Origin of the sequence: Longimicrobium sp., from assembly GCF_036388275.1 — a bacterium.
GTDB lineage: Bacteria > Gemmatimonadota > Gemmatimonadetes > Longimicrobiales > Longimicrobiaceae > Longimicrobium.
The window spans coordinates 1-22,592 of sequence record NZ_DASVSF010000089.1; the positions used below are offsets into that span (position 1 = coordinate 1).

Genomic DNA, 22,592 nt, shown 5'->3' on the forward strand with positions numbered 1-22,592 from the left:
GCAAAAATGCCGTGGGAGCGTAGGTTTGAGGCCGCGTCAAACCCGTCGTCGACGTAGGAGTGTGTGGCGTCTACGCACCGGAATGCGCGCTGCTCCGTCTCCCGAGTGGACGCAGATGAGGGCCAAACCCCTGCTGTCACCTTGGTTTTGGGCGTCCCTGGCCCGATACAAAGATGTGGGTAATGGTAGGCTGCGCAGGGGAGGGGGAGACCTTTCGATCGCGTTATCCTGGCCGCGTGCACTCGACTCGCACGTGCAGTCCGCGAAGGCGGACTTCGGGCCGTCGTTGCCGCGAATTCATTCGCCCCAGCGGATTCGGGGCCTCAGCACCGTTATCGAGGCTGCACCGGTCCCGCTTCCGCACTCACGCACTCACGCACTTTCGCACTTTCGCACTATCCCTTACTCTTTCGGGGACCCGGCGCGCGCGCCGGGTCCCCGATCTCGTTCCCGTCCCCACCCCCGAGGTCCCGTGCGTCCCTGGAAACTGGTTGCTCTGGTGCTGGTCGCGCTTCCCTTGGCCGCGTGCGGAGGCGGCGGCGCGGGAGTGGGTGGCGGGCCCGCCCCGGCCGGCCTGCAAGCCGCGGCGCCGGCATCGGCCGTCGAGCAGTTCATGGGCTTCGCCAAGCAGGAGCGCTTCACCGAGATGGGCTACCTGTTCGGCTCCGTCCGCGGCCCCCTGGCCGAGTCGCAGGCCCCGCAGCGGGTCGCCCGGCGGATGCAGGCCATCGCGCGGGTCATCCGCCACGACTCGTTCTCGCTCAGCGGCATGGTGCCAACGCCGGGCCGCCCCAACGCGCGCACCATCATGGTGGAAATGCGCCAGGGCCGCCGCACCGTGCAGGTGCCCTTCGTCGTCGTCCAGGGCCCGGGCGGCTCGTGGCTGGTGGAGCAGGTGGACCTGGAGGCCATCTCGCGCGAGCAGACCCGCCGCAGCTGATCGGCCCGGGCGGACGACGAACGGCGGCACGAGGGCGAATCGCTCTCGTGCCGCCGTTCGCTTTTGTGCCCCGCGGTCAGTGCCCGCCGGCCTGCAGCAGCTCGGTGAGCACCCCGCCGGTGGACTTCGGGTGGATGAACGCCACCAGGTGCCCCGCGGCGCCGCGGCGGGGCGCCTCGTCGATCAGCTGCCGGCCCTCCGCGCGGTAGCGGGCCAGCTCGGCGGCCAGGTCGGGGACGCGGTAGCACAGATGGTGCATCCCCGGGCCACGCTTCGCCAGGAACTTGGCGACGGCCGAATCGTCGCGGGTGGGGGCCAGCAGCTCCAGGCGGCCCTCGCCGGTGCCCAGGAAGACCACCTCCACCCCCTGGGATTCCACGCGCTCGCGGCCATGCCCCTTGTGGCCGGTGATAGATTCGAAGACGGGGAGCGATTCGTCCAGCGAGTGCACCGCGATTCCCACGTGGTCCAGCGCCCGCTCGGTCAAGGAGACCTCCAGTGTCGGTTCGGGGTATTCGATTTTCAGATGACAGGCCAGCCGCTACAGGATAGCGGCTGAGGCACCGGGCCCGCGAGGCCCATGAACGGGGAAGGAATATTCAAATGGCTGATAGCGAAAACCTCATGGAGATCACCGACGGCAACTTCCAGTCGGAGATCGCCGGCGCGCAAGGGCTTGCGATGGTCGACTTCTGGGCGGAGTGGTGCGCCCCCTGCCGCCTGATCGGCCCCTCCGTGGCCCAGCTGGCGGACCAGTACGCCGGCCAGGTGAAGGTGGGCAAGCTGGACGTGGACAACAACCAGCGCACCGCCGCGCAGTTCAACGTGCGCTCCATCCCCACCATCCTGTTCTTCAAGGACGGCCAGGTGGTAGACACCATCGTCGGCGCGCAGCCCAAGCAGATGCTGGAGCGCAAGCTTCAGGAGCACCTGGCCGCCTGACGTTGCATTCGGAAGGGCCGGGGCCGCGCGCCCCGGCCCTTTCTCGCATTCCGCCCCGCGGATTGCGGATTGCCATCCCCCGAAAACTCCCGTCCGGCCGCACCCGATTGCGCCGCAACGACTTGCGCCCGGGCACGGAACGTGACCCGTTTCTCCCGTCCGATCCCTCTCCATCGGCCGGCCGACCGCCCATGATCTACCGCTTTCCCGCGGATTCCGCGTACCTGCCGCGGACGAAGCTGTCCTACGTGAACCTTCCGGGCATCCTGAGCGACGGGAAGCGCGATCGCTCCGCGCGCGTGCCCGGCTACGTGGCCGTGCAGCTGGGCGAACGCTGCTTCCTCGTCTTTCTGCGCGGAGGCGAGCCGTTCTTCGCGGCCCGCATCCATCCCGGCGGGCGGGGGCCGGCGGCGCTTTCCGAGGTGCTGCGCCTGTGCGCGACCGAGAGCGAGCGCGGCGAAGGCGGGCAGATCGGATACTACGGCGCATCCGAAGACCAGCTCCGGGCGATGGCATCCACACTTTCCACCGAACCGCTGCCCTGGGCCGAGCCGCTGGACGCGGCGCGGCCCGAGCGGCTGTTCCCGCTGCTGCGCGAGCGCTCCTTTTCCGGCGTGCTGGAGCTGGCGGACGACGGGCGCCACCACTACCTGTCGTTTGACGACGGCGCGTTCCGCACCGGCTGGTTCAGTGAGCGCGCCGCCACGGTGCCCATCCCCGACTTCCTGCGCACCGTCTTCGACGTCGGCGCCGGGCTCAGGGCCACGCTGTATCCCCGCCTCGCCGAGCTGCCGGTGCTGGCCGGGCCCGGCTTCGTGGACCTGTACCGGCGGATGATCGGGGGCACCCTCCGCGAAGTGGCGCTGGCCACGGGGCGCGAGACCGCACTTGCCATGCTGCAGCGCGGGCAGGGACTGGCGGCCATGGAGCACCCGGTGGTGGCCTCGTTCGACATCACTCCGGAGGGGCGCGTGGCGGGCGATCCCGTCGCGTCACCCACCGCGCTAACGGACGGGGTGGCCGCCTGGCTGACGGAGGTGCTCATCTCCGCGTCCGACCATCACGGGGTGGATCCCGCCGCGCTGGTGGAGCGGGTGGCGCGCGACAGCCGGTTCGTGCTGCAGGAGCAGGGCTTCTTCGCCCGGCTTCCCTGGGCCGTGGCGCTCTGAGCGTGCCGGCGCTTTCCATCGTCAGCACGCCCATCGGCAACCTGGGAGACATCACCCGGCGCGCGGCCGAAACCCTGGCCGCGGCCGACGTGGTGCTGGCCGAGGACACGCGGCGTACCGGGGGCCTGCTGAAGCACCTGGGCATCGAGACGCGGCTGATGTCCGCCCACGAGCACAACGAGGCGTCGCGCGCCTCGCTCGTCGTCACCATGCTGCGCGAGGGCAAGAACGTGGCGCTCGTTTCCGACGCGGGGACGCCGCTGCTTTCCGATCCCGGGGCCCGCATCGTCCGCGAGGTGGTGGATGCGGGCTTCGACGTCGTCCCCATCCCCGGCGCCTCTGCCCTTCTCTCCGCGCTGGTGGCATCGGGAATCGAGGCGGAGTCGTTCACCTTCCACGGCTTTCCGCCGCGAAAGGGCCCCGAGCGCGCCGAGCTGCTGGAGGAGATCGCCGCCTCGCCCCGCGCCTCCGTGCTGTACGAGTCGCCCAACCGCGTCGGAAAGCTGCTGGCGGACCTGGCGGAGGCGGCCGGGGGCGAGCGGCGGGTGTGCGTGGCGCGCGAGCTGACCAAGATGCACGAGCAGTTCGTGCGCGGCACCCTGGCCGACGTCGCCACTCGCTACGCAGACGCGGACGTGCTGGGCGAGATCGTCGTCGTGGTCGCCGGCCGCTCCGTGGACGCTGCGGCGGAGGGCGAGGTGGATGCGCTCGCCGCCCGCTCCGTCGCCGACGCGCTCCTGGCGCAGGGTCAATCGCCCAGCGCCATAGCCAAGGAGCTGCGCCGGCGGATGGGCATCTCCCGCAACGAAGCCTACCGCATCGCCCAGGAAGCCGCGGGCGGGTAGGCCCTCTCCATCACCACCGATTCACCGATCGATGGATCTCGGAAAGATCAACCGCGACTCGGAAGACCGCGCCGTCTGGTGGGCGGTCGGGGTCACCGTCCTCTTCGGCGCGACGGCGCTCCTCAACGCGGCTTCCGCGCAGTTGGAAGGGCACCCGCTCGCCAGTCGCATCGCGGTGCTGATTGCGCTGCTATTCTTCGGCCTGGCGTACGGCATCTACCGCGGCAGCCGCGCGGCAGCCATCGCCGTGGTCGTGGTGTTCGTGCTGGAGGCGGTCGCTAAGTACATCGCGTTCGGGTTCTGGGCGATGGGGCCGCTGTGGACGGCGATCTTCGGGGTGATCCTGTGGGCGGGAATGCGAGGCGTGTTCGCCCAGGCATCGCGGCCGCCCAATGGCTCGGGAGCAAGCCGCGCCGGCTGACGGACAAGCGTTCGCGCCCTGCCATCCAACATGTTCTTTCTCTACAGCTACGGAGGGTTCCTGCTCGTAGTCGCAGGCATCCTGGAAATCACCCTCCTGCTCGTCCGCAGCGTAGTCGGGAGGAGGGGCACAGGCTACCTCGTGGGTGCGAGCCTGGTGCGCGCCATCTGTTACATGCCAGCGGGCGTCATGGTGGGCCACGGAGGGCTGCTCGCGCCGCTTCCGGCCGCGGCGATGTTCGGGCCCGTGGCATGGCCGGGGCTGCCGGGGGGCATCATCAGCTTTCTGCTGTTCGTCGTCATCTTCCTGGGTGGATCCCTGTTCGCGCGCGCCCTCAGAGCGGAGCGCGCCGCCTTGGCCACGGGGAATAGCGCAGGTTCGCACGAGCCGGCGTGAAGATGTGAATACCGCGCCCGGCGGGGAGGTGTTAGCTTCCTCGCCGGGCGCGTTCCGTTGACGGCGTCCACTGCCGCGGGAACGTGCTCACCGTTATCATTGTACCGAACGCATGCCGAAGGAAAGGGCGATCTTCCAGGATGAGCAGGGACGCGGCTGGCTGGTGGAAATCCAGTACGGCCATCCCTCGCCGACGGAGCTGGGCATCTACGCGGCGCGCTTCCAGTGCCCCGAAGACCCCGCCGAGCCCGTGCGCGTGGGCTTCCTGCAGATCGACGCCGTGGAGAGCGGCGACGAGGAGATGCTGCGTGACGCGCTCGCCGAGAGCGATCCCGCGGAAGCCATCGGCTGAGGCCGTTCGAGCGGGCGGGCTGAACGATCGAGAGTCCGCCATCAACCCTGAAGGACCAACCCAGTAGTGGAAACCCGGCGATCCGCCGTCGACCTGTTCCTGAGCCCCGTGGCCGCCGAGCTGCTGAGGCGCGAGATCGCTCGCGCGCGCGGCAACGAGGTGTGCTTCGTCGCGCGCATCGGCGAGGGGGGCGAGGTGGTGGAGCCGAAGGTGGTCGCCCGCGGGCACGCCTCGGCCGTGCTGGCGCTGGTGAAGAACCCCGAGCCCGGCGGGCTGCTGATCCACAACCACCCCTCCGGCATCCTGGAGCCGTCGGAGGCGGACTTCGGGGTGGCGGCGCGGCTGTGGGAGCAGGGGCTGGGGTTCGCCATCATCGACAACGACGCCACCGAGATGTACGTCGTCGTCGAGCCGCCGGACCCGGACGAGCACGAGCCGCTGGACCTGGACGCCATCGACGCCGACCTGGGCCCCGGCGGCCCGCTCGCCGGCCGCCATCCGCGCTACGAGGACCGCCCGCAGCAGCGCGCGCTCTCGCGGATGATCGGCCAATTGTACAACGACGGCGGCGTGGGCGTAGCCGAGGCGGGAACGGGAACGGGCAAGTCGGTGGCGTACCTGCTTCCCGCCATCCGCTGGGCCATCCAGAACCGCGAGCGTACGGTCGTCAGCACCAACACCATCAACCTGCAGGAGCAGCTAGTCGAAAAGGACCTGCCGCTCCTTCGCCGCGCCTTGGGGCAGCCCTTCCGCTTTACGCTGGTGAAGGGGCGCAGCAACTACGTCTCCATCCGCCGCGCGCTGCTGGCCAAGGAGAGCGCGGCGACGCTCTTCGAGCCCGAAAAGCAGGCGGAGCTGCAGGGGCTGCTGGAGTGGATGAACAAGACGGATGACGGCAGCCTGAGCGACCTGCCGTTCCGCCCGTCGTCGGAGGTGTGGGACGAGGTGCAGTCGGAAACGGACGTGTGCCTGCGCGCCAAGTGCCCCCACTACGAGGACTGCTTCTACCAGCGCGCGCGCCGCGAGGCGGCCTCGGCCGACATCGTGGTCGTCAACCACCACCTGCTCTTCAGCGACCTGGCCGTCCGCCGCCAGCAGGGCAACTACACGGCGCCCGCCGTGCTGCCCCAGTACAAGCGGCTGATCCTGGACGAGGCGCACAATTTGGAAGAGGCGGCGACCAGCCACCTGGGCTCCACCGTCAGCAAGCGTGGCCTGTTCCGCACGCTGCGGCGGCTGGAGATGCGCGGCAAGGGGCTGCTGCCGGCCTTCCGGGTGTCCATCGCCGCGGTGAAGAACGACCTGATCGCCCAGTCGGCGCTGGACCTGATCGACGAGCGCATCACCCCGGCGCTGGACGGCGCGCGGGACCGCGGCGCGACCGTCTTCTCCTTCTTGGGCGACGTGTTCCTGGGCGGCGACCCGCTGATCCGCCTGGAAGACAACTTCGACGCGCACCCCATCTGGGCGCTGGGGCTGGACGAGGCGCTGACGGGGCTGCTGGACAACCTGAAGGACCTGCTGGGCGGGATGGAGCAGCTGCGCGAGCGCATCGCCGCCGACGAGCAGCTGAAGCAGGGCGTGGAGCCGCAGCTGGTGGAGCTGCGCGGGGCGGCGGGGCGCATCGAGGCGGCCATGGACGCGTTGCGCTCCGGCCTGCGCCCGGGCGAGAGCAAGATGAAGATGGTGCGGTGGATGGAGCGCCAGCCGCCTCGGGACGGGCGCGAGGCCAACCTGACCATCAACGCCGCGCCGCTGGACCTGGCGTGGGTGCTTCGCGACGCGCTCTTCGAGAAGATCCCCACCGTCGTCCTGACGTCGGCCACGCTGGCGACGCAGGGCAACTTCAGCTTCATGCGGCAGCGGCTGGGGATCGGCACCCAGTTCGCCGCCGACTACCACGTGGACGAGGCGGTTTTCCCGTCGCCCTTCGACTACGACGAGCAGACGCTGGTCGTGGTGCCCACCGACCTGCCGATCCCCTCCGGCGAACACGACCCGCGCCACGACGAGGCCACGGTTCGCGCCACGCTGGAGCACGCGAAGATTTCGGACGGCGGCCTGTTCGTGCTCTTCACCAGCTACCGGGCGCTGCGGCACGTTGCGCAGGAGCTGCGGGCGCGGCGGGCGGACCTGCAGTGGCCGCTGTTCGTGCACGGCGAGGCGCCGCGGGCGCAGCTGGTGGAGCGGTTCGCGGCCTCGGGGCGGGGGATCCTGCTGGGGACCACGTCGTTCTGGGAGGGCGTGGACGTGCCCGGGCGGCCGCTGCGCGGGCTGATCATCCCCAAGCTGCCGTTCAAGGTGCCCAGCGAGCCGGTGACGGCGGCGCGCATCGAGGCGATCGAGGCGGCGGGCGGAAACTCGTTCGTGCAGTACATGCTTCCCCACGCGGCCATCCGCATGAAGCAGGGGTTCGGGCGGCTGGTGAGGTCGCGCGACGACATGGGCGTGGTGATGATCCTGGATGGGCGGATCGCGAAAAAGAGCTATGGGCGATATTTTCTGGACTCGCTGCCGCCCGCGCCCGTGGTGAAGGCGCCGTGGCAGCGGGTGAAGGAAGAGATGCTGCGATTCTACGGCGAGCGGACGGCGGTGCGGCGGGCGGGTTAGCGACGGTACACACCAGGGCTTTGTGGCGCCTCGGTGAGGGCCGGCGCATGCCTCGGCCGCCCCCCATCCCCAGCCCTTCCCCCGCAAACTGCGCGGGGGAAGGGAGCTAGTGTGGAGCGCGTCCAAATCTCTGGTGCGATCGATCTGTCATCCTGAGGCCCAGGCGCACCGGGGTGGCCCGCAGCACATCCTGCGCGGGCCGAAGGATCTAGCGGCGGACACGTACCAGCCCGGGCGCGGCAGCGGTCACGGAACCAGAGGCCTCGGCTGCCGTGGGGCCCTCACCCGTCCTCGCTTATGCTCGTCCACCCTCTCCCACAAACAGCGTGGGAGAGGGGGTAAACCTCCCGGGGGTTGTGGCGTTTCGACGAGGGCCGGCGCATGCCTCGGCCGCGCCCATCCCCAGCCCTTCCCCCGCAAACTGCGCGGGGGAAGGGAGCCAGTCGAATGCGCGGGGCTCGCCGGAGCGCGATCGAATTCTCCTCTCCCCCATGGGGTTTATGGGGGAGAGGCCGGGAGAGGGGGGCGGCCGCGGCATGCGCCAGTCTCAGCCCGCGACGCGCCTCGGGTCTTCTCTCCTGGGCCTTAGGATGACAATGGGCACGCCGCCTTGGAGCGTGCCGATCCCCCAACCCCGTACGATGCCGTGACCCGTCCGTCCAAGATCGTCTGCGTCGGCCGCAACTACCTGGAACATGCGCGCGAGTTGGGGAACGACGTGCCCGAGCGGCCGCTGCTGTTCTTCAAGCCGCCCTCGGCCATCATCACCGACGGCGAGGCCATCGTTCTCCCCGCCGCTTCGAAGCAGGTGGAGCACGAGGGCGAGATCGGCGTCGTGATCGGGCGGCGGGCGAAGGACGTGGCCGCGGCGGACGCGTGGGACTTCGTGGAGGGCATCGTGCCGCTGAACGACGTGACCGCGCGCGACCTGCAGAAGCCGGACGGGCAGTGGGCGCGGGCCAAGGGGTTCGACACCTTCTGCCCCACGGGGACGGTGGTGCCGCTGGACCGCGTGGACCGCGACGGGCTGGAGGTGATCTGCCGCGTGAACGGAGAAGTGCGCCAGCACGGCCGCGTGGGCGACATGGCCTTCAGCATCCCCACCCTGATCGAGTACATTTCCGGGGTCATGACGCTGGAGCCCGGCGACCTGATCGCCACCGGCACCCCGGCCGGCGTGTCGCCCCTGAACCCGGGCGACGTCGTCGAGGTGGAAATCCCCGGCGTCGGCATCCTCCGCAACCCCGTGCAGGCCCCATGATCAAGCTTTCCCGCAGCCGCTGGCTGGCCCTCGTCATCGCCGCCATCGTCGCCGTCGACTGGATCACCAAGGCGCTCGTGCAGCAGCGGCTTCCGCTGTACGACCGGCGGCCGCTGATTGAGGGCCTGCTCAGCTTCATGCACACGATGAACACCGGGATCTCCTGGGGTTTTCTCAAGGACCTGCCCCCCGGCCTGCGCATGCCCATCATCGCGCTGCTGACGCTGGTGGGCATCGGCGTGGCGGTGTGGATGATGTGGGACACGCACGACCGCTGGCAGCAGATCGCCGGGGCGCTCGTCCTGGGCGGCGCGCTGGGCAACCTGGGCGACCGGCTGGTGAACGGGGGAGTGACGGACTTCATCTACGTCCACTTCTTTCCGTACATCTTCAATTTCGCCGACATCTCCATCACCATCGGCGGGGTGATCCTGGCCGCGAGGATGCTGCTGGACCGCCCGGGCGGCGACGCATCCGCCCCCACTCACGCCTGACCGGACCGGAACCCGAATGCCCGAACTCGCGGCTCGCTTCAGGAGCCTTCCGCCGTACCCGCTGTCCGACGTTCCCGCCATCAAGCGCGACCTCAAGTCCCGCGGCGTGGATGTCATCGACCTGGGCACCGGCGACGCCGACCTGCCGCCGCCCCCCGCCGCCGTCGAGGCGCTGCGCGGTGCCGCGCAGGACCCGGCCAACTCGCGCTACCCGTTTCAGCTGGGGCTGGTGGAGTTCCGGGAAGAGATCGCGCGGTGGATGGGGTCGCGCTTCGGGGTGGAGGTCGATCCCATGAAGCAGCTGCTGCCGCTGATCGGCTCCAAGGAGGGTATCTTTCACCTGCCGTTCGCGTTCCTGGAGCCGGGCGACATGACGGTGATCCCCGACCCCGGCTACCAGGCGTACCTGGGCGGCACCGTGCTGGCGGGCGGCACCCCGCACATCGTGCCGCTGCGGCCGGAGAACGACTTCCTGATTCCGCTCGACGAGATTCCCGAGGACGTCGCGCGGCGGACGAAGATCCTGTACCTGAACTATCCCAACAACCCCACGGCGGCGTCGGCGTCGCGCGAGTACCTGGCGGACGCGGTGGAGTGGTGCCGGCGCCACGACGCCATCCTGGCGTACGACAACGCGTATTCCGAGATCGCCTTCGACGGGTATCGCCCCCCGAGTATCTTCGAGATTCCGCGGGCGATGGACGTGGCCATCGAGTTCCACTCGCTGTCGAAGACGTACAACATGACGGGGTGGCGCGCCGGCTGGGCCGTAGGCAACGCCGACCTGGTGGGGGCGCTGACGCGGGTGAAGACCTTCGCCGACACGGGGGTGCCGTTCACCATCCAGCACGCCGGCGTGGCGGCGCTGCGCTCGCATGCCGACTGGGTGCCGGGGAACGTGGAAACCTTCCAGCGGCGCCGGGACGCCGCGGTGGAGGCGCTGCGTGATGCCGGGTTCGACGTGCCGCTTCCGCAGGCCACCATGTACGTGTGGGTGCCGCTTCCCGAGGGCGTCAGCAGCGAGGCGTGGTCGCGCCGGCTGCTGCTGGAGCAGGGCGTGGCGCTGCTGCCGGGCAAGTCGCTGGGCGCCGGGGGCGAGGGCTTCGTCCGCATTGCGCTCACCTGCACGGAGGACCGGCTGCGGCAGGCGGCGGCGCGCATGGCGGGCCTGGTGGCGACGGCCGGGGTGTAGGATACGCCAGGGGGCCTGTCATCCTGAGGCCCAGGCGCACGGAACTTTCCCGTACACCGTCGCATGCGGGCCGAAGGATCTTGCCGCGGACGCCTTGTCGACTGGGCGCGGCAGCGGCACGGATCTACGGGCCTCGGGTAGGTTGGGCCGGGTCCGGCGCGGGGCCCAGGCGCCCCCATCCCCAGCCCTTCCCCCGCAAACTGCGCGGGGGAAGGGAGCCAGTTTGGTGCGGATTGCGGAGTGTTCGGTGAGGGCTGGGGATGCTGACCGGCTTCGTGGCGTCTGGAGTGCGGCCGTGCAGTCCCCGGCTGCCCTCTCCCCCGGCCCCCTCTCCCGCAAGCGGGAGAGGGGGAGAATTCGATTGCGCTTCGGCAGGTTCGGTGCGCGTGCAGGTGAAGCCCCGGACGGGACGCGACAGCGGCCCCGGCCGGGGCTTTCCGCTTTCTGAGCCGCGGGTTCACCCGCTCAGGGAGGCTACGGTGACGCCCGAAGGTTCGGCTCGCCGCGATGGCTGTGTGGCGGATCCCTCGGTCGCTGCAATCGATGGTGTGCGTGCAGGTTTCCCGTGGCCGCTCCGTCGGGATGACAGAGGGCGCTTCGGCGGATGCGAGGCTTTCCGCGTCTGGTGCGGCGGGTTCACCCGCTCCCGCGGGACTGGTGCCTCGGAACAGGTGTAGACCGGGGGAGTAGAATCACGGTAATGACTCCTCCCGCCGTTTCCGCCCCGCCGCGTCCCGCGGCACACCCGGCCGGTGCTCCCGCGCCGGGGCAGGCGGTACGCGCACGCGCCCCGTTCACCCGGCGGCGCCCGGAGCGCCCCCCCCTGTTCACCGGGCGCACCCTCGGCATCTCCCTCGTCCTTCACGCGCTGCTCGCGGTGGCGGTTCTGCTGCTCCCCGAGCGCGCGGACCGTACGCCCGCGTTCACGATCGGTGAAGAGGAGCGTACGCCGGAACTGGTGGAGTACCTGGATGTGGGCGCGTGGGGCTCCATGGCGACGCCCGGCGAGCTGCCCCCCGCGTCGGCAGGCGCCGAGGTCAGCGCCAACGCGGTGATCGGGGCCGGAGCAGCGGACTCGGCGCTCGCACGCCTGCCCAGCCCGGTGGCGTTCCCGAACGGCGTGCCGTCCGGCATTCCCCGCGCGCTGCCCGGCGCACCTGGAGCGGGCGGCGGGACGGTCGGCGGCTCCGCGCCCGGCGCGGCGGCGGGGCAGACGGGTGGCGCGGGGCAGGGGACGGGAGCGGGACGGCGCGGTCTTTCGCCCGAATACGGCGATCCGCGCCTGGCCGTGACGCCGCAGGCCATTCCCGAACGCAAGCTGAACGAAGAGGAGCGGTACCGGCGTCATCTCGATAGCCGCATCAACGGGCTGAACGACAGCATCGCGGGCGAGGCGGCGTACCAGCGCAGCCTGCTGGACTGGACCTTCCGCGACGCGCAGGGCCGCCGCTGGGGCTTGGACAACGGGCGTGCGGTGATCGGCGGGCGGAGCGTGCCGCTGCCCCGGGGCCCCCCGGCCCCGCGCGACCGCGAGGAGGAACAGCGCACCGAGCGCGACCAGCGCCGCGAGATGGACCGGCAGGAGGAGGACGTGTCGCGCGAGCGCCACCTGCGCGAGCGCGGCCGCGCCATCCGCGAGCGCGAGAACGAGCGGCGCCGCCAGCAGCGCGAAGGGCAGACCACGCCCTGACCGAGCCGGCGCCGCGCCGCGCACACGAAGCCGCATGGGAACGCGAATTGCTTTCCCATGCGGCTTCGATCGTTCGTCCCGACAACGCGTTGAGAGCCCATGGCCCAGAACGACAAGAAGCGCCAGGACCGCCAGTACGAGGTCGAACTGGAAGCGGCCCCGAACGACAAGAAGCGTCAGGACCGCAAGTACGAAGTCGAGCTGGAAGCGGCCCCGCGCGCCAGGAAGCCCCAGAACCGCCAGTACGTGGTCGACTTGGAAGAGCCCAGCAACGCCGGGCGCAACCTGCTCTATGCGCTGGGCGCACTGGGCGGGCTTGCCCTGGCGGCATTCCTCACCGGCCGCACGGCCGAACGGCCGACGCCCCGCCGCGCGGAGGGGCAGGAAGGCGCGGAGGGAACGACGTCGTACCCCGCCCGGCTGCGCCGCGACCAGGCCGACCAGGACACGCTGGCCGTGCTGGAAGACACGGTGCTCGACGCCTTCCTGGACGACGACATGCTGTCGGCGCGCGGGATCGACGTGGGCGCGGTGAGCCATGGCATCGTGGAGTTGTCGGGCTCGGTGTGGACGCGCGACGAGGCGCGCCATGCGGTCGCCGTGGCCCAGGCCGTGCCGGGGGTGGGCACGGTGATCAACCGGATGGAGATCGAGGACGAGCGCGAGCGCCTGCATCCGCGGGCGGACTACGGGGATGACTTCGACGAGGATGACGAGATGAGCACAGAGTGGACCGGGAACCGCTCGGGGATGGGCAGCCGCCGCCAGGGGCGCGAAACGGACCCCGCCCGCAGCGACGATTCGCACTCGCACCGCGAGTTCGCGATCGAAAAGGCCGACCGCGACCAGATGGACGACGAGGGGTACGGCGGGTGGCCGCGCGTGAGCGAGCGTCCCGAGGTGCAGGAAGCCAACCGCACCAACTTCTCCGAGGACGAGCTCGACAACCAGAGCCCGTTCGGCAAGCACGCGGTGCCCGTGGTGGAGCAGCCGCAGGCGATGAACAGCCAGGCGCGCGTGGGCGAGGGGATGAAGCCGGGCACCGAGCTTCGCCTGGAGCAGTCGGACGTGCCCATGAAGCCGCACCAGCGCCAGCCCGGCGACGAAGACCGCGGCGTCTGACGGGCGGTCCGCAGTAGTGAAACGGCCCCGGAGCATGGCGCTCCGGGGCCGTTTTCATGCTCCACACCAAGGTGCCAAGGCACACCCGATGTCATCCTGAAGGAGCGGCCAGGCCCATCCGGCCCTCACTCCAAAGCCTGCAATGACTGAAGGATCCGCCACACACCACGGGCGCGCCACCCGACCGCCGAGTGCACCGAGGCAGGTAGTCCGCGAAGGCGGACATCGTGTGGTCGTTGCAGCGAATTCATTCGCCCGACAGGGCCGGGCACGCGCTCCCGGTCCTCTTCTCCCTCCTCGACTGGGCTGCCGAGGCCCAGGCATCCGTGCCGCTACCGCGCCCAGAATAGTTCGTGATTCAGGCTAGATCCTTCGGCCCGCGTACCACGGGCGCGTGCAAGTTAACCGCGCCTGGGCCTCAGGATGACAGGGTTCTGCGGGCGTGCAGGTTCGGTGCGCCTGGGCCTCAAGGATGACAGGGTTCTGCGGGTGTGCAGGTATGGTGCGGCTGGGCCGTGTGCACGACAGGGATTCGGGTGCATGCAGGCAGGGTGCGCTGGCCGTCGGCACGACAGAATTCGGGTGCGTGCAGGTGCGGTGCGCCCGGGCCTCCGACCGAAATCGGCGCCAATTGGCGGCAGGTTGCGGGCCGGCCGAGGGTGCGCGTAGCTTGGCGCGCACTTGGCCCACCCCTCGGAGGCACGACCCGTGACCACGTTTCCCAACCTGACCGTCGTTCAGCACCCCCTGATCCGCCACAAGCTGGCGGTGCTGCGCGACGTAGAAACGCCGACCAAGCAGTTCAAGGAGCTGGTGGACGAGATCGCCATGCTCATCACCTACGAGGTCACCCGCGACCTTCCGCTGGAGCCGGTGGAGATCGACACGCCCCTGGAGCGCACCACCGAGATGATGCTGGCGGGGAAGAAGCTCACGCTGGTGCCCATCCTGCGCGCCGGCTTGGGGATGGTGGACGGCGTCGCGCGGCTGATCCCGGCGGCGCGCGTGGGGCACATCGGCCTGTTCCGCGACCACGAGACGCTGCAGCCCGTCGACTACTACTTCAAGATCCCGTCGGACCCCGGCGCGCGCGATTTCATCGTCCTCGATCCCATGCTGGCCACCGGCGGCTCCGCGTCCGCCGCGGTGTCGTCGCTCAAGCGCAGCGGCGCCGCGCGGGTGAACTTCGTGTGCCTGGTCGCGGCTCCGGAGGGAGTGCAGCGCATGCTGGACGACCACCCCGACGTCCGCGTGTGGACCGCCGCGCTGGACCGCCAGCTGAACGAAGTGGGCTACATTCTCCCCGGCCTGGGCGACGCGGGCGACCGGCTGTTCGGGACGAAGTGAGTGCAGGCAGTTGAGGGAGGGGCCGGTTCGGACTATATTCGTCGTCGTTCGGGCCCATAGCTCAGCGGTTAGAGCAGAGGACTCATAATCCTTAGGTCCCAGGTTCGAATCCTGGTGGGCCCATTGTCAAACTCTGCCCCCGCAAGCACTTGTGCTTGCGGGGGCAGGGTCGTTTGAACTGCGGGCCTGGGCCTCGGTTTCCGTCGCCCGCGCACGGAAACGATTGCCCCGGCGAAGCATAGGCGTTAGATTCTCGCAAGGTTCCTCACCTGGGCGGGCCGCGGCGCCGGAATGCGCGCCTGAACAAAATCATTGCTCCCGTAGCAGACCGCGATTATCTTGCGTGTCTGCCGGGGCCCAGATCGTCCGCGGTGCCCGCCTGGGCCCGCGCTTCGGGATCCCCGCCCCCTTCGCAGTTTCGGCAGGCCCAGTGCCCGCCGTTCGCCTGAGCATCATCCGGCCATGCGCTGTCTCATCGCTGCCCTGCCCATCCTGCTGCTCTCGGCCGCGTGCCTCGACGAGGCACCGACCAGCGTGCCGCCCGATCCGGTGCCCGGGCCCGAAGTTCCCCTGCCCCTGGGCATCTACGAGTTCACCGTTACCGGCATCAGCGGCGCCGAGCCGCTCGCCAGCGCGGTGCCGGTCGACATGGCCATGCCCAGCGTGGGCGGCGTGAGCGCGTCGATGTCGGCGGTAAACGGGTTCAACATCGAGGAGGTGAGCACCGTCTCCGTGTCCGAGGGCGGCCGCGGCCGCGGGTACCGCTACGTGTCGGTGAACATGCGGGTGCGCAACACCAGCGGCCTGCCGCTGAACAACGTCACCTTCATCCCGGTCACGGGGGCGGGCGCCATCGCCGGCACCCCGTTCGTGAAGATGCTGAAGTTCGACGGCACGCAGGCCGACACGCTGGTCGCCAAGAAGACGGTGCCCAGCGGAGTGGTGACCATCACCGACAACGGCGAGATGCGCAGCCCCCAGCAGGACGTGCTGCAGGTCTTCGACGAGGCCGAGGTGGCCGCCATCCCGCTGCCGGTGGGCGTAACGGGGATCTTTCCCTACGGCTTCGTGATGCGCAGCAGGCTGTCGACCACGAACCGGGCGATCCCCGCTAACACGGACCCGAACCAGTTCGACGGGCTGCTCACCTACTCGTTCCGCATTCCGCTGCAACGGCACGACCCGGGCACCACCAACGGGGCCACCAAGGACGCCTTCACCTTCACCTTCCGCATGATGGCGGTGCAGGACACCGAGGTGCGCCTGACGGAAAGCATGGAGGAGGGGCAGGACACGTCCGCGGTGCGCCGGCTGCACGAGCGCGCCGCCGCCATGGGCGCCACCACCGTAACGGTGCTGAACGGCAGCACCGCGATGGACCCGTTCGTGGCGGACTACCCCGGCCAGCGCCAGATCTGCTCGCCCCGCACCGCGGGGCCCGCCGGCAGCCCGCAAACCACCATGAACACCCGCGCGGAGTACGTGAAACTGGCGGTGCTGCGTCCCGGCGAGAGCGTGCACGAGTGCGCGGCGCACTTCCGCGCCGGCACGTCTGCCCGCCCGGCTACGAACGTGCCCTTCGCCCTCACCGTGGCATCCGTCGACCGGTACGGCAACGTGATCGCCGTCAGCGGCGACAGCGTGCTGTTCTCCGCCGTCAGCGGGCCGGCCGCGGAGCTGGGCGTCAAGACGGGCCTGGTGGGCGGCCTGGCGACCATCAACGTCAGGTACCTGGACTACGGCACCTCGGTGCTGCGCGTTACCGCGCGGCGGCTGCAGAACCTGAGCCCCGCCATCCCCGTCTTCGGGGTTACGAAGAGCTGGTCCACCTCGGCGGCAAGCGACGCCTGGCTGACCAACGCCAACTGGGCGCTGGGCGGCTTCGCCATGTCGCAGGACACCGTGGTGCTTCCGGGCGACGCGGCCACCTACCCGCTCCTGACCCAGAACACCACGGTCAACGGGCTGGCGATGACGGCGGGCAGCACCGTGCAGCCCACGCTCAACCTGTCGTCGTTCGACTTTACCGTGGCCGGGAGCGTGAACCTGGGCAGCACGGGCACTTTCCTGGGCACCGGCCGCCTGATCCTGACCGGCGTGGGCGGCACCATTGGCGGGGGGGTGAGCAACTTCGACGTTCGCAACCTCCGGGTGACCGGCACCTACTCGGTGACCAGCAACGTCACCGCTACGGGCGGAAGAATCGTCGTGCAGGGCGGCAGGCTGCGCAACGAGAGGTTCCGCGTCCGCGTTCGGCCGTAGTGCTGTCCAACTCACGGTACGCCCGGCACGGCGGCCGGGCGCAAGTCCGCCCCACGACCTTACGTCCTCACTCCGGAACGGAGCCATGAAGCCCCTACTTAAGCTCTCCTCGGCCCTCGCTGTCCTGGCCCTGTCGGCCGCCCCGGCCGCGGCCCAGTCCGACATCCTGCTGCAACTGCGCTCGGGGAACCCCGCGGGCGACCGCATGCGCGTGGACAGCGCCGGCGGCGTGGTGGCGCTCGGCACCCTCGGCATCGGCATCATTCCGGCCTCGGGGCCCGGCTACCGCATGATGTGGATGCCGTACTTCGCGGCGTTTCGCGCCGGGAGCACCGACGACGGCGGGGCCGGCGCGTACTGGGACTTCGCGAACGTGGGCTTCTTTTCGTGGGCGGGCGGAAACCGTACCATGGCCAAGGGCTACTCGTCGATGGTCATGGGCGAGGACCTGACGGTAACGGGCAACTACTCCACGGCGTTCGGAAGCGACACCGAGGTCACCGGCCAATACGGGTTTGCCGCCGGCGACGACAACCGCTGTTCCGCGTCGTACTGCCACGCGGTGGGCTTTACCGCCAACGCGGCCGGGATCGCGGCTGTCTCCCTGGGCTACCGCACCACGGCCGATGCCGACTACTCGATGGCACTGGGGTACCGGGCCAGCACCAACGGGCGTACGGGCGCGTTCGTGTGGGCCGACGCCAGCACCACCGACTCGGCCGAGGCGGCCGCCAACTACGAGTTCCTGGCGCGCGCGTCGGGGGGCTTCCGGTTCCGCACCAACTCCACCCTGACCACCGGGTGCAACATCGCCGCGGGCACCGGCACCATGACCTGCTCGTCGAGCCGCACCCTCAAGGAAGGGTTCTCGGAAGTCGATGGTGAGGACGTGCTGCGCAGGCTGCGATCGGTGCCGGTGAACTCGTGGAACTACATCGGCGAGCAGGCAGGCGTCCGCCACATGGGCGCGTTCTCGGAAGACTTCTACAGCGCCTTCGGGCTGGGCAACGACCGGCTGGCCATCAGCCACCTGGACGCCGACGGCGTAAACCTGGCTGGCGTGAAGGCCCTGGACGCGCGGACCACCGCGCAGGCGGAGCAGATCACGGCCCTGCAGGCCGAGAACGCCGCGCTGCGGGGCGACGTCGAGCAGCTTCGCCGCGAGAACGCCGCGATGGCCGAGCGGCTGCGGGCCATCGAGGCGATGCTGGCGCCCCGGCCCTGATGCAGGCTACGCGGGCGGATCGCCGATGGATCGGCCGGGCGGCGTTCCTGCTGGTGTGCGCCGCCTGCAGCCGCGATGACGGAGACGCCCAGCCGCAGGGCGGCGCGGAAGGCGCCGATCCCCTGGTGGTAGAGGAGCCGCGGGTGACGCCCGCCGAGTCGGCGGCGGCGGCCGTGCGGGTTCGGGCGCACTCCGATTCCGTTCGGCGCGCGGCCCGGGCACGCGCCGGGCTGCCCCCGGACGACCCGGCTCCGCGTCCGTCGCGTCCCGCCGCCGCCACCCCCCAATCGGAGTTCCAGGGGTGCATGGCGCAGGCGCAGGCCGCCGAGGGGCACACGCGCGCGCAGATCGAGCGGGCGTGCAACAACCTGCCCGGGGCCCCGGCCTCGGGCGCGAGCTCCCCGGCCGATCCTTGAGTCCAGGTTCGAATCGGCCCACTGTCCAGCGCTGCCCCCGCAAGCACGTATGCTTGCGGGGGCAGGGCTTTTTTGTACAACTACTCTGCACGGAGTGAGATCTGGGGATCGACCGCCGCCGCCCGCCTGGCCGGCCGGTAGCTCGCGAGGAGTGCAACGCTTCCCAGGATGACGGCGATGCCGCCGAAGAGGACCGGATCGAAGGGCTCCACCCCGCTCACCAGCAGCTGCAGCAGGCCCGCGATTCCACTGACCGCGATCACACCCACGACGATGCCGAGACCCACGATCCGAAGGCTCTGCACGAACACGAGGCGCGATACGTCTCTCCTCCGGGTGCCGACGGCCATGCGGATTCCGATCTCACGCGTGCGCCGCGCCACGTTGTAGGACATCACCCCATGCAGCCCCCAGGTGCCCAGGACCAGGGCCGCGGCCGCAACCGCACCAAAGACCACGGCCAGCCAGCGGAGCGGCGCGCGAAAACGGGCCAGGTAGGCTCCCATCGTCATCCCGCCGGCGAGTTCCGCCCCTGTCGCGGACCCACGAACCGCCTCCTCGACTGCTGGAAGGAGCGCCATCGGCTCGCCCGCGGTCCGCACCACCAGCCCCACGCTGCGTGGCGGGTGCTGCCAGGCGGAGACGTACACCTTCGGTACCGCCTCGCCGCCCGATCCCACGCCCTCGGCACGGATGTCCTCTACCACTCCCACGATGGTGTACCACGTGCCGTCAAGGTTCGCGCGGTGAAACTGGAGTTTTCGCCCCACCCCGTTTCCCACCAGCCTGAAGACGGACGCGAACGCCTGGTTCACCACGACCACGCGAGGCGCGCCCGCGGTATCCGCCGCGCCGAACTCGCGGCCGTGGACGACTCGTACCCCCAGGGTCCGGAAGAACCCGGGCCCCACCGCGTGATACCGGGCGGGTTTTAGCCAGCCGGGTGCGGTCGGGCTACCGGTCAGCGCGTGGACGAAATCGCTCTGTCCCAGCCCGACCCAGGCGCCCGCCGACCCGATGCTCGTATCCGCGACGCCCGCCAGCGCCGCCACTCGGCGGAGCATGCCTTCGTAGGCGAGGTGCCGGTCAGCGGAGGTCAGGCCGCCCGCGTCCGGCAGACGCACCTCGGCCGTCAGCATGCCCCAGGGGTCGAAGCTCGCGGTGGGGAGGTCTTCCGACGACGAGGCGAAGCCCCGGAGGAGTACCCCGGCGCTCGTGAGCAGGACCAGGACGGCGCCAATCTGCGCCACGGCGAGCGTATTCCGCATGAAAGCCTCGCCGCGGGTGGCCGTGGCGCGCCCGCCGCTGGTGAGGAACCGGCGCAGGTCGCGCCGCCAGGCCACGCTCACCGGGGAAAGCGTGGCCAGGAGCGGCACGAGAAGGAAGATGCCCACCGCGCCTCCGAGCAACCCGAAATCCGTCGCGTGATTTCCCCAGGGCGGTGCGTCGCCCGGCCAGGAGACGTGGAGTGCATGGGCCGTGACGCCGCCGATCAGCAGCCCCAGTCCGCCGCCGAGCAGGGGCAGGCGGGCACCGTCGAGAAGAAGATCGCGGACCAGGCGGCCCTGCGTTGCTCCGAGTGCCGTACGCAGGGCCACCTCCGGGCGGCGGACCGCCGCCCGCGCGAGGGTCAGCGTAAAGGCTTCGACCAGTGCGATGGCGAGGAGGAGCACGACCAGGGCAAGGAACACCTGCAGCAGCACCCGCCATGCGCCGTCCTGGATCTGGGGGATGGTCTGCCGCGAGGCCGTCCAGCCGGAGAGCCAATCCGCCGTCAGGGATCCCTCTTGGAAGACGGGATCGATGTAGGGAGAAGATCGAAGCAGGCTGGCGCGGATGATCCCCAGCAAAGGGAGCCCCAGCCCCGTTCCGATCGCCAGGGCCAGCACCACCGGGACGGTGACTCCCGTGGTTGCGGCCACGGAGCGCGCCGCCCGACGCGGCGGCCGGACGCGCTGCATCGTTTCTCCTCCGGTACGCCGCGCCTCACGCTTTTCGTGGATCACGCGCGTTGTTCCTCCCGGACGATCCGCCCATCGAGGATGTGGAGGGTGCGTCCGGCACGATCGGCGTAGCGTGGGTCGTGGGTAACCAGGATGATGGTGGCGCCCTCCGAATGCAGATCGGCGAGCAGGTCCATCACCGCGTCTCCATTCGCGGAGTCGAGGTTGCCCGTTGGTTCGTCGGCGAGCAGCAGAGGTGGTGCTCCCACGAGTGCACGCGCCACCGCCACGCGCTGCTGCTCACCCCCGGAGAGCTCGGACGGATAGTGATCCACCAGGTCCGCCATTCCCACCCTCTCCAGGGCGGCCCACACCGCGTGCTCGCGCTCCGCCCGCGGCACGTCGCGGTACGTCAACGGAAGCTCTACGTTGTCGTAGGCCGTCAAATCGCCGATGAGGTTGAACGACTGGAACACGAAGCCGATCTCGCGGCCCCGAACCCGCGCCCGCTCATCGGCGCCGAGGGATGACACGGGGCGGCCGTCCAGGTGGTACTCGCCCGCGGTCGGCACGTCCAGCAGCCCCAGGATGGACAGCAGGGTAGACTTGCCGCAGCCGGAAGGTCCTGAGATCGCCAGGTACTCGCCTCTGCGCACGTCCAGGCTGATGTTGCTGAGCGCATGCGTCTCCGCCGATCGGGCGCGGAACACCTTCTGGACGCACTCCAATCGGACGAGCGCATCGGGCGACGGGTGGGGCGCACGCATATCAGGTAGGGTCCGGGTTCATGGCTGGGCGATGCAGGTGAGACGACGGTTCGCGTCCGACCGTTGCTTCGAAACGTACCGCTTCGTCCGGGGTAGCTGCGAGCAGGTGGACCTTCGAGCCTTCACGACCATTCCTGAGCCGGATGCGCCCGTTCTTCCTCTCCGCCGTCCTCCTTCTCGTCAGCTGCACGCCACCGCACCTGCAGCCCCCGGGTTCTTCTGCCCGGGAGGGCTACTTCGCCGGGGCCAATGGCGGATCGCTGTACTATCAGGCAATCGGCGGTGGGCCGGACACGGTTGTGGTGGTGCACGGGTTCCAGGGCAACGGCAGCGGTTATCTTGCGCCTGACCTTCAGCGCCTTGCGCATGGACGGACGCTCCTCGTCTACGATCAACGAGGGGAGGGTAGGTCCGATTCGGTGCGGAGCGTGGAGCAGCCTGGCCTGGAGGAGCACGTCCAGGACTTGGAGGCGCTTCGGCGGCACTTCGGGATGGAGCGCATGCGCCTGTTCGGCCATTCCGGCGGGGCGGCCATCGCCGTGCGTTACGCGGGTGTCCATCCCCAGCACGTGGAGCGGGTGCTTCTGGTCGCGCCTCCCCCGTTCGTCGGCGCGGCTTATCGTGAGCAGACTGGCCAACGCTTTCTCGCCCGCCTCGACAGCGCCACCTGGGCGCGCATGCGTGCGCTGGAGGCGAGCATCGCCCAAGCCGAAGATCCCGCGCCCCTGTGCCGGGAACTCATCGCCACGATGCTGCCGCGTGCGTTCCTGGCCGACTCGACGGCGCTGGGGCGGATGCGTGGCGACTTCTGCGGCGCGCCCCCCGAGCGGCTGCGGACCCGCGCGGCGCGCCGCGACGCGTTCCTGAGGTCCCAACAGGGCAGGGACTGGCACGCACTCCTGGAGCGGATCCGCGTCCCGGTGCTGATCATCCACGGGGAGCAGGATGCAATCCCCGCGGAGGCCGCGCGCGAGCTCGCCAGGGCTTTGCCGGATGGGCGCGTGCTCATCCTGCCCCTCGCTGATCATCTCCCCTGGCTGGATCAACCGGAGCAGTTCTTCTCCGCGGCTGATGCATTCTTGCGAGGCGGGAAGTGACCGCGGAGCAGCACGGGGGCGGGAGGTGTAGCGCTGCCTGCCTGTCATCGACAACCCGCCACCGCCGGCCGGCATCCAATGAGAGTCGGTCATCCCCTTTC

General features: G+C 70.1%; 21 protein-coding genes and 1 tRNA gene. 19 read left to right on the plus strand and 3 right to left on the minus strand.

Annotated features, from left to right (window positions below):
• Positions 1-472: 472 nt before the first annotated feature.
• The gene (locus tag VF632_RS18315) at positions 473-940 is read left to right on the plus strand and encodes a hypothetical protein (RefSeq protein ID WP_331024382.1); all 468 of its coding nucleotides are present in this window, start codon (positions 473-475) and stop codon (positions 938-940) included.
• Positions 941-1,016: 76 nt separating this feature from the next.
• Here the strand turns inward: VF632_RS18315 and mce are convergent, their stop codons facing one another.
• Complete coding sequence (gene mce, locus VF632_RS18320) at positions 1,017-1,427, minus strand: methylmalonyl-CoA epimerase (RefSeq protein ID WP_331024383.1); 411 nt, start codon at positions 1,425-1,427, stop codon at positions 1,017-1,019.
• A 116-nt stretch (positions 1,428-1,543) separates the two neighbouring features.
• Here mce and trxA point away from each other — a divergent pair, with 116 nt between their 5' ends.
• The 17 genes from trxA (at position 1,544) to VF632_RS18405 (ending at position 18,684) form a co-directional block, all read left to right on the plus strand.
• Complete coding sequence (trxA, locus tag VF632_RS18325) at positions 1,544-1,882, plus strand: thioredoxin (protein WP_331024384.1); 339 nt, start codon at positions 1,544-1,546, stop codon at positions 1,880-1,882.
• Between the two features lie 191 nt (positions 1,883-2,073).
• On the plus strand, positions 2,074-3,051 hold the full coding sequence (locus tag VF632_RS18330) for a hypothetical protein (protein ID WP_331024385.1): 978 nt from the start codon (positions 2,074-2,076) through the stop codon (positions 3,049-3,051).
• Positions 3,052-3,053: 2 nt separating this feature from the next.
• Positions 3,054-3,896, plus strand: a complete 843-nt coding sequence (gene rsmI / locus VF632_RS18335) for a 16S rRNA (cytidine(1402)-2'-O)-methyltransferase (RefSeq protein WP_331024386.1) — start codon at positions 3,054-3,056, stop codon at positions 3,894-3,896.
• A gap of 31 nt (positions 3,897-3,927) precedes the next feature.
• Positions 3,928-4,317 carry a hypothetical protein gene (locus tag VF632_RS18340; protein WP_331024387.1) on the plus strand — a complete coding sequence of 130 codons (390 nt, stop codon included), beginning with the start codon at positions 3,928-3,930 and terminating at the stop codon, positions 4,315-4,317.
• Positions 4,318-4,347: 30 nt separating this feature from the next.
• Positions 4,348-4,713 (plus strand): hypothetical protein, encoded by a 366-nt coding sequence (locus VF632_RS18345; protein ID WP_331024388.1) that lies wholly within the window; start codon positions 4,348-4,350, stop codon positions 4,711-4,713.
• Positions 4,714-4,825: 112 nt separating this feature from the next.
• Positions 4,826-5,065, plus strand: coding sequence for a hypothetical protein (locus VF632_RS18350; protein ID WP_331024389.1), 240 nt, complete (start codon positions 4,826-4,828; stop codon positions 5,063-5,065).
• A 66-nt stretch (positions 5,066-5,131) separates the two neighbouring features.
• Positions 5,132-7,675, plus strand: coding sequence for a helicase C-terminal domain-containing protein (locus VF632_RS18355; RefSeq protein WP_331024390.1), 2,544 nt, complete (start codon positions 5,132-5,134; stop codon positions 7,673-7,675).
• Between the two features lie 646 nt (positions 7,676-8,321).
• Complete coding sequence (locus VF632_RS18360) at positions 8,322-8,936, plus strand: fumarylacetoacetate hydrolase family protein (RefSeq protein ID WP_331024391.1); 615 nt, start codon at positions 8,322-8,324, stop codon at positions 8,934-8,936.
• A complete protein-coding gene (gene lspA, locus VF632_RS18365) occupies positions 8,933-9,430 on the plus strand; it encodes a signal peptidase II (protein ID WP_331024392.1) in 498 nt (165 codons plus the stop codon). The genes VF632_RS18360 and lspA overlap by 4 nt, the downstream gene beginning before the upstream one ends.
• 16 nt (positions 9,431-9,446) lie before the next feature.
• Positions 9,447-10,622 carry an aminotransferase class I/II-fold pyridoxal phosphate-dependent enzyme gene (locus VF632_RS18370; protein WP_331024393.1) on the plus strand — a complete coding sequence of 392 codons (1,176 nt, stop codon included), beginning with the start codon at positions 9,447-9,449 and terminating at the stop codon, positions 10,620-10,622.
• A 700-nt stretch (positions 10,623-11,322) separates the two neighbouring features.
• The gene (locus VF632_RS18375; protein WP_331024394.1) at positions 11,323-12,312 is read left to right on the plus strand and encodes a hypothetical protein; all 990 of its coding nucleotides are present in this window, start codon (positions 11,323-11,325) and stop codon (positions 12,310-12,312) included.
• Positions 12,313-12,411: 99 nt separating this feature from the next.
• On the plus strand, positions 12,412-13,434 hold the full coding sequence (locus VF632_RS18380; RefSeq protein ID WP_331024395.1) for a BON domain-containing protein: 1,023 nt from the start codon (positions 12,412-12,414) through the stop codon (positions 13,432-13,434).
• Positions 13,435-14,160: 726 nt separating this feature from the next.
• Positions 14,161-14,781 carry a uracil phosphoribosyltransferase gene (gene upp / locus VF632_RS18385; RefSeq protein WP_349264012.1) on the plus strand — a complete coding sequence of 207 codons (621 nt, stop codon included), beginning with the start codon at positions 14,161-14,163 and terminating at the stop codon, positions 14,779-14,781.
• 50 nt (positions 14,782-14,831) lie between these two features.
• A tRNA-Ile gene (locus VF632_RS18390) sits at positions 14,832-14,904 on the plus strand.
• Positions 14,905-15,243: 339 nt separating this feature from the next.
• Positions 15,244-17,043, plus strand: coding sequence for a hypothetical protein (locus VF632_RS18395; RefSeq protein ID WP_331024397.1), 1,800 nt, complete (start codon positions 15,244-15,246; stop codon positions 17,041-17,043).
• Between the two features lie 85 nt (positions 17,044-17,128).
• Positions 17,129-18,268 carry a tail fiber domain-containing protein gene (locus VF632_RS18400; RefSeq protein WP_331024398.1) on the plus strand — a complete coding sequence of 380 codons (1,140 nt, stop codon included), beginning with the start codon at positions 17,129-17,131 and terminating at the stop codon, positions 18,266-18,268.
• Positions 18,268-18,684, plus strand: a complete 417-nt coding sequence (locus VF632_RS18405) for a hypothetical protein (RefSeq protein ID WP_331024399.1) — start codon at positions 18,268-18,270, stop codon at positions 18,682-18,684. Before VF632_RS18400 ends, VF632_RS18405 begins: the two co-directional genes overlap by 1 nt.
• An 80-nt stretch (positions 18,685-18,764) precedes the next feature.
• Here the strand turns inward: VF632_RS18405 and VF632_RS18410 are convergent, their stop codons facing one another.
• Together VF632_RS18410 and VF632_RS18415 are read right to left on the minus strand one after the other, a co-directional pair.
• Positions 18,765-20,645 carry an FtsX-like permease family protein gene (locus VF632_RS18410; protein WP_331024400.1) on the minus strand — a complete coding sequence of 627 codons (1,881 nt, stop codon included), beginning with the start codon at positions 20,643-20,645 and terminating at the stop codon, positions 18,765-18,767.
• Positions 20,646-20,686: 41 nt separating this feature from the next.
• Positions 20,687-21,394 (minus strand): ABC transporter ATP-binding protein, encoded by a 708-nt coding sequence (locus tag VF632_RS18415; RefSeq protein ID WP_331024401.1) that lies wholly within the window; start codon positions 21,392-21,394, stop codon positions 20,687-20,689.
• Between the two features lie 143 nt (positions 21,395-21,537).
• On the opposite strand from VF632_RS18415, the gene VF632_RS18420 reads away from it, so the two are divergent.
• Positions 21,538-22,491, plus strand: a complete 954-nt coding sequence (locus VF632_RS18420) for an alpha/beta hydrolase (protein ID WP_331024402.1) — start codon at positions 21,538-21,540, stop codon at positions 22,489-22,491.
• Positions 22,492-22,592: the final 101 nt, after the last annotated feature.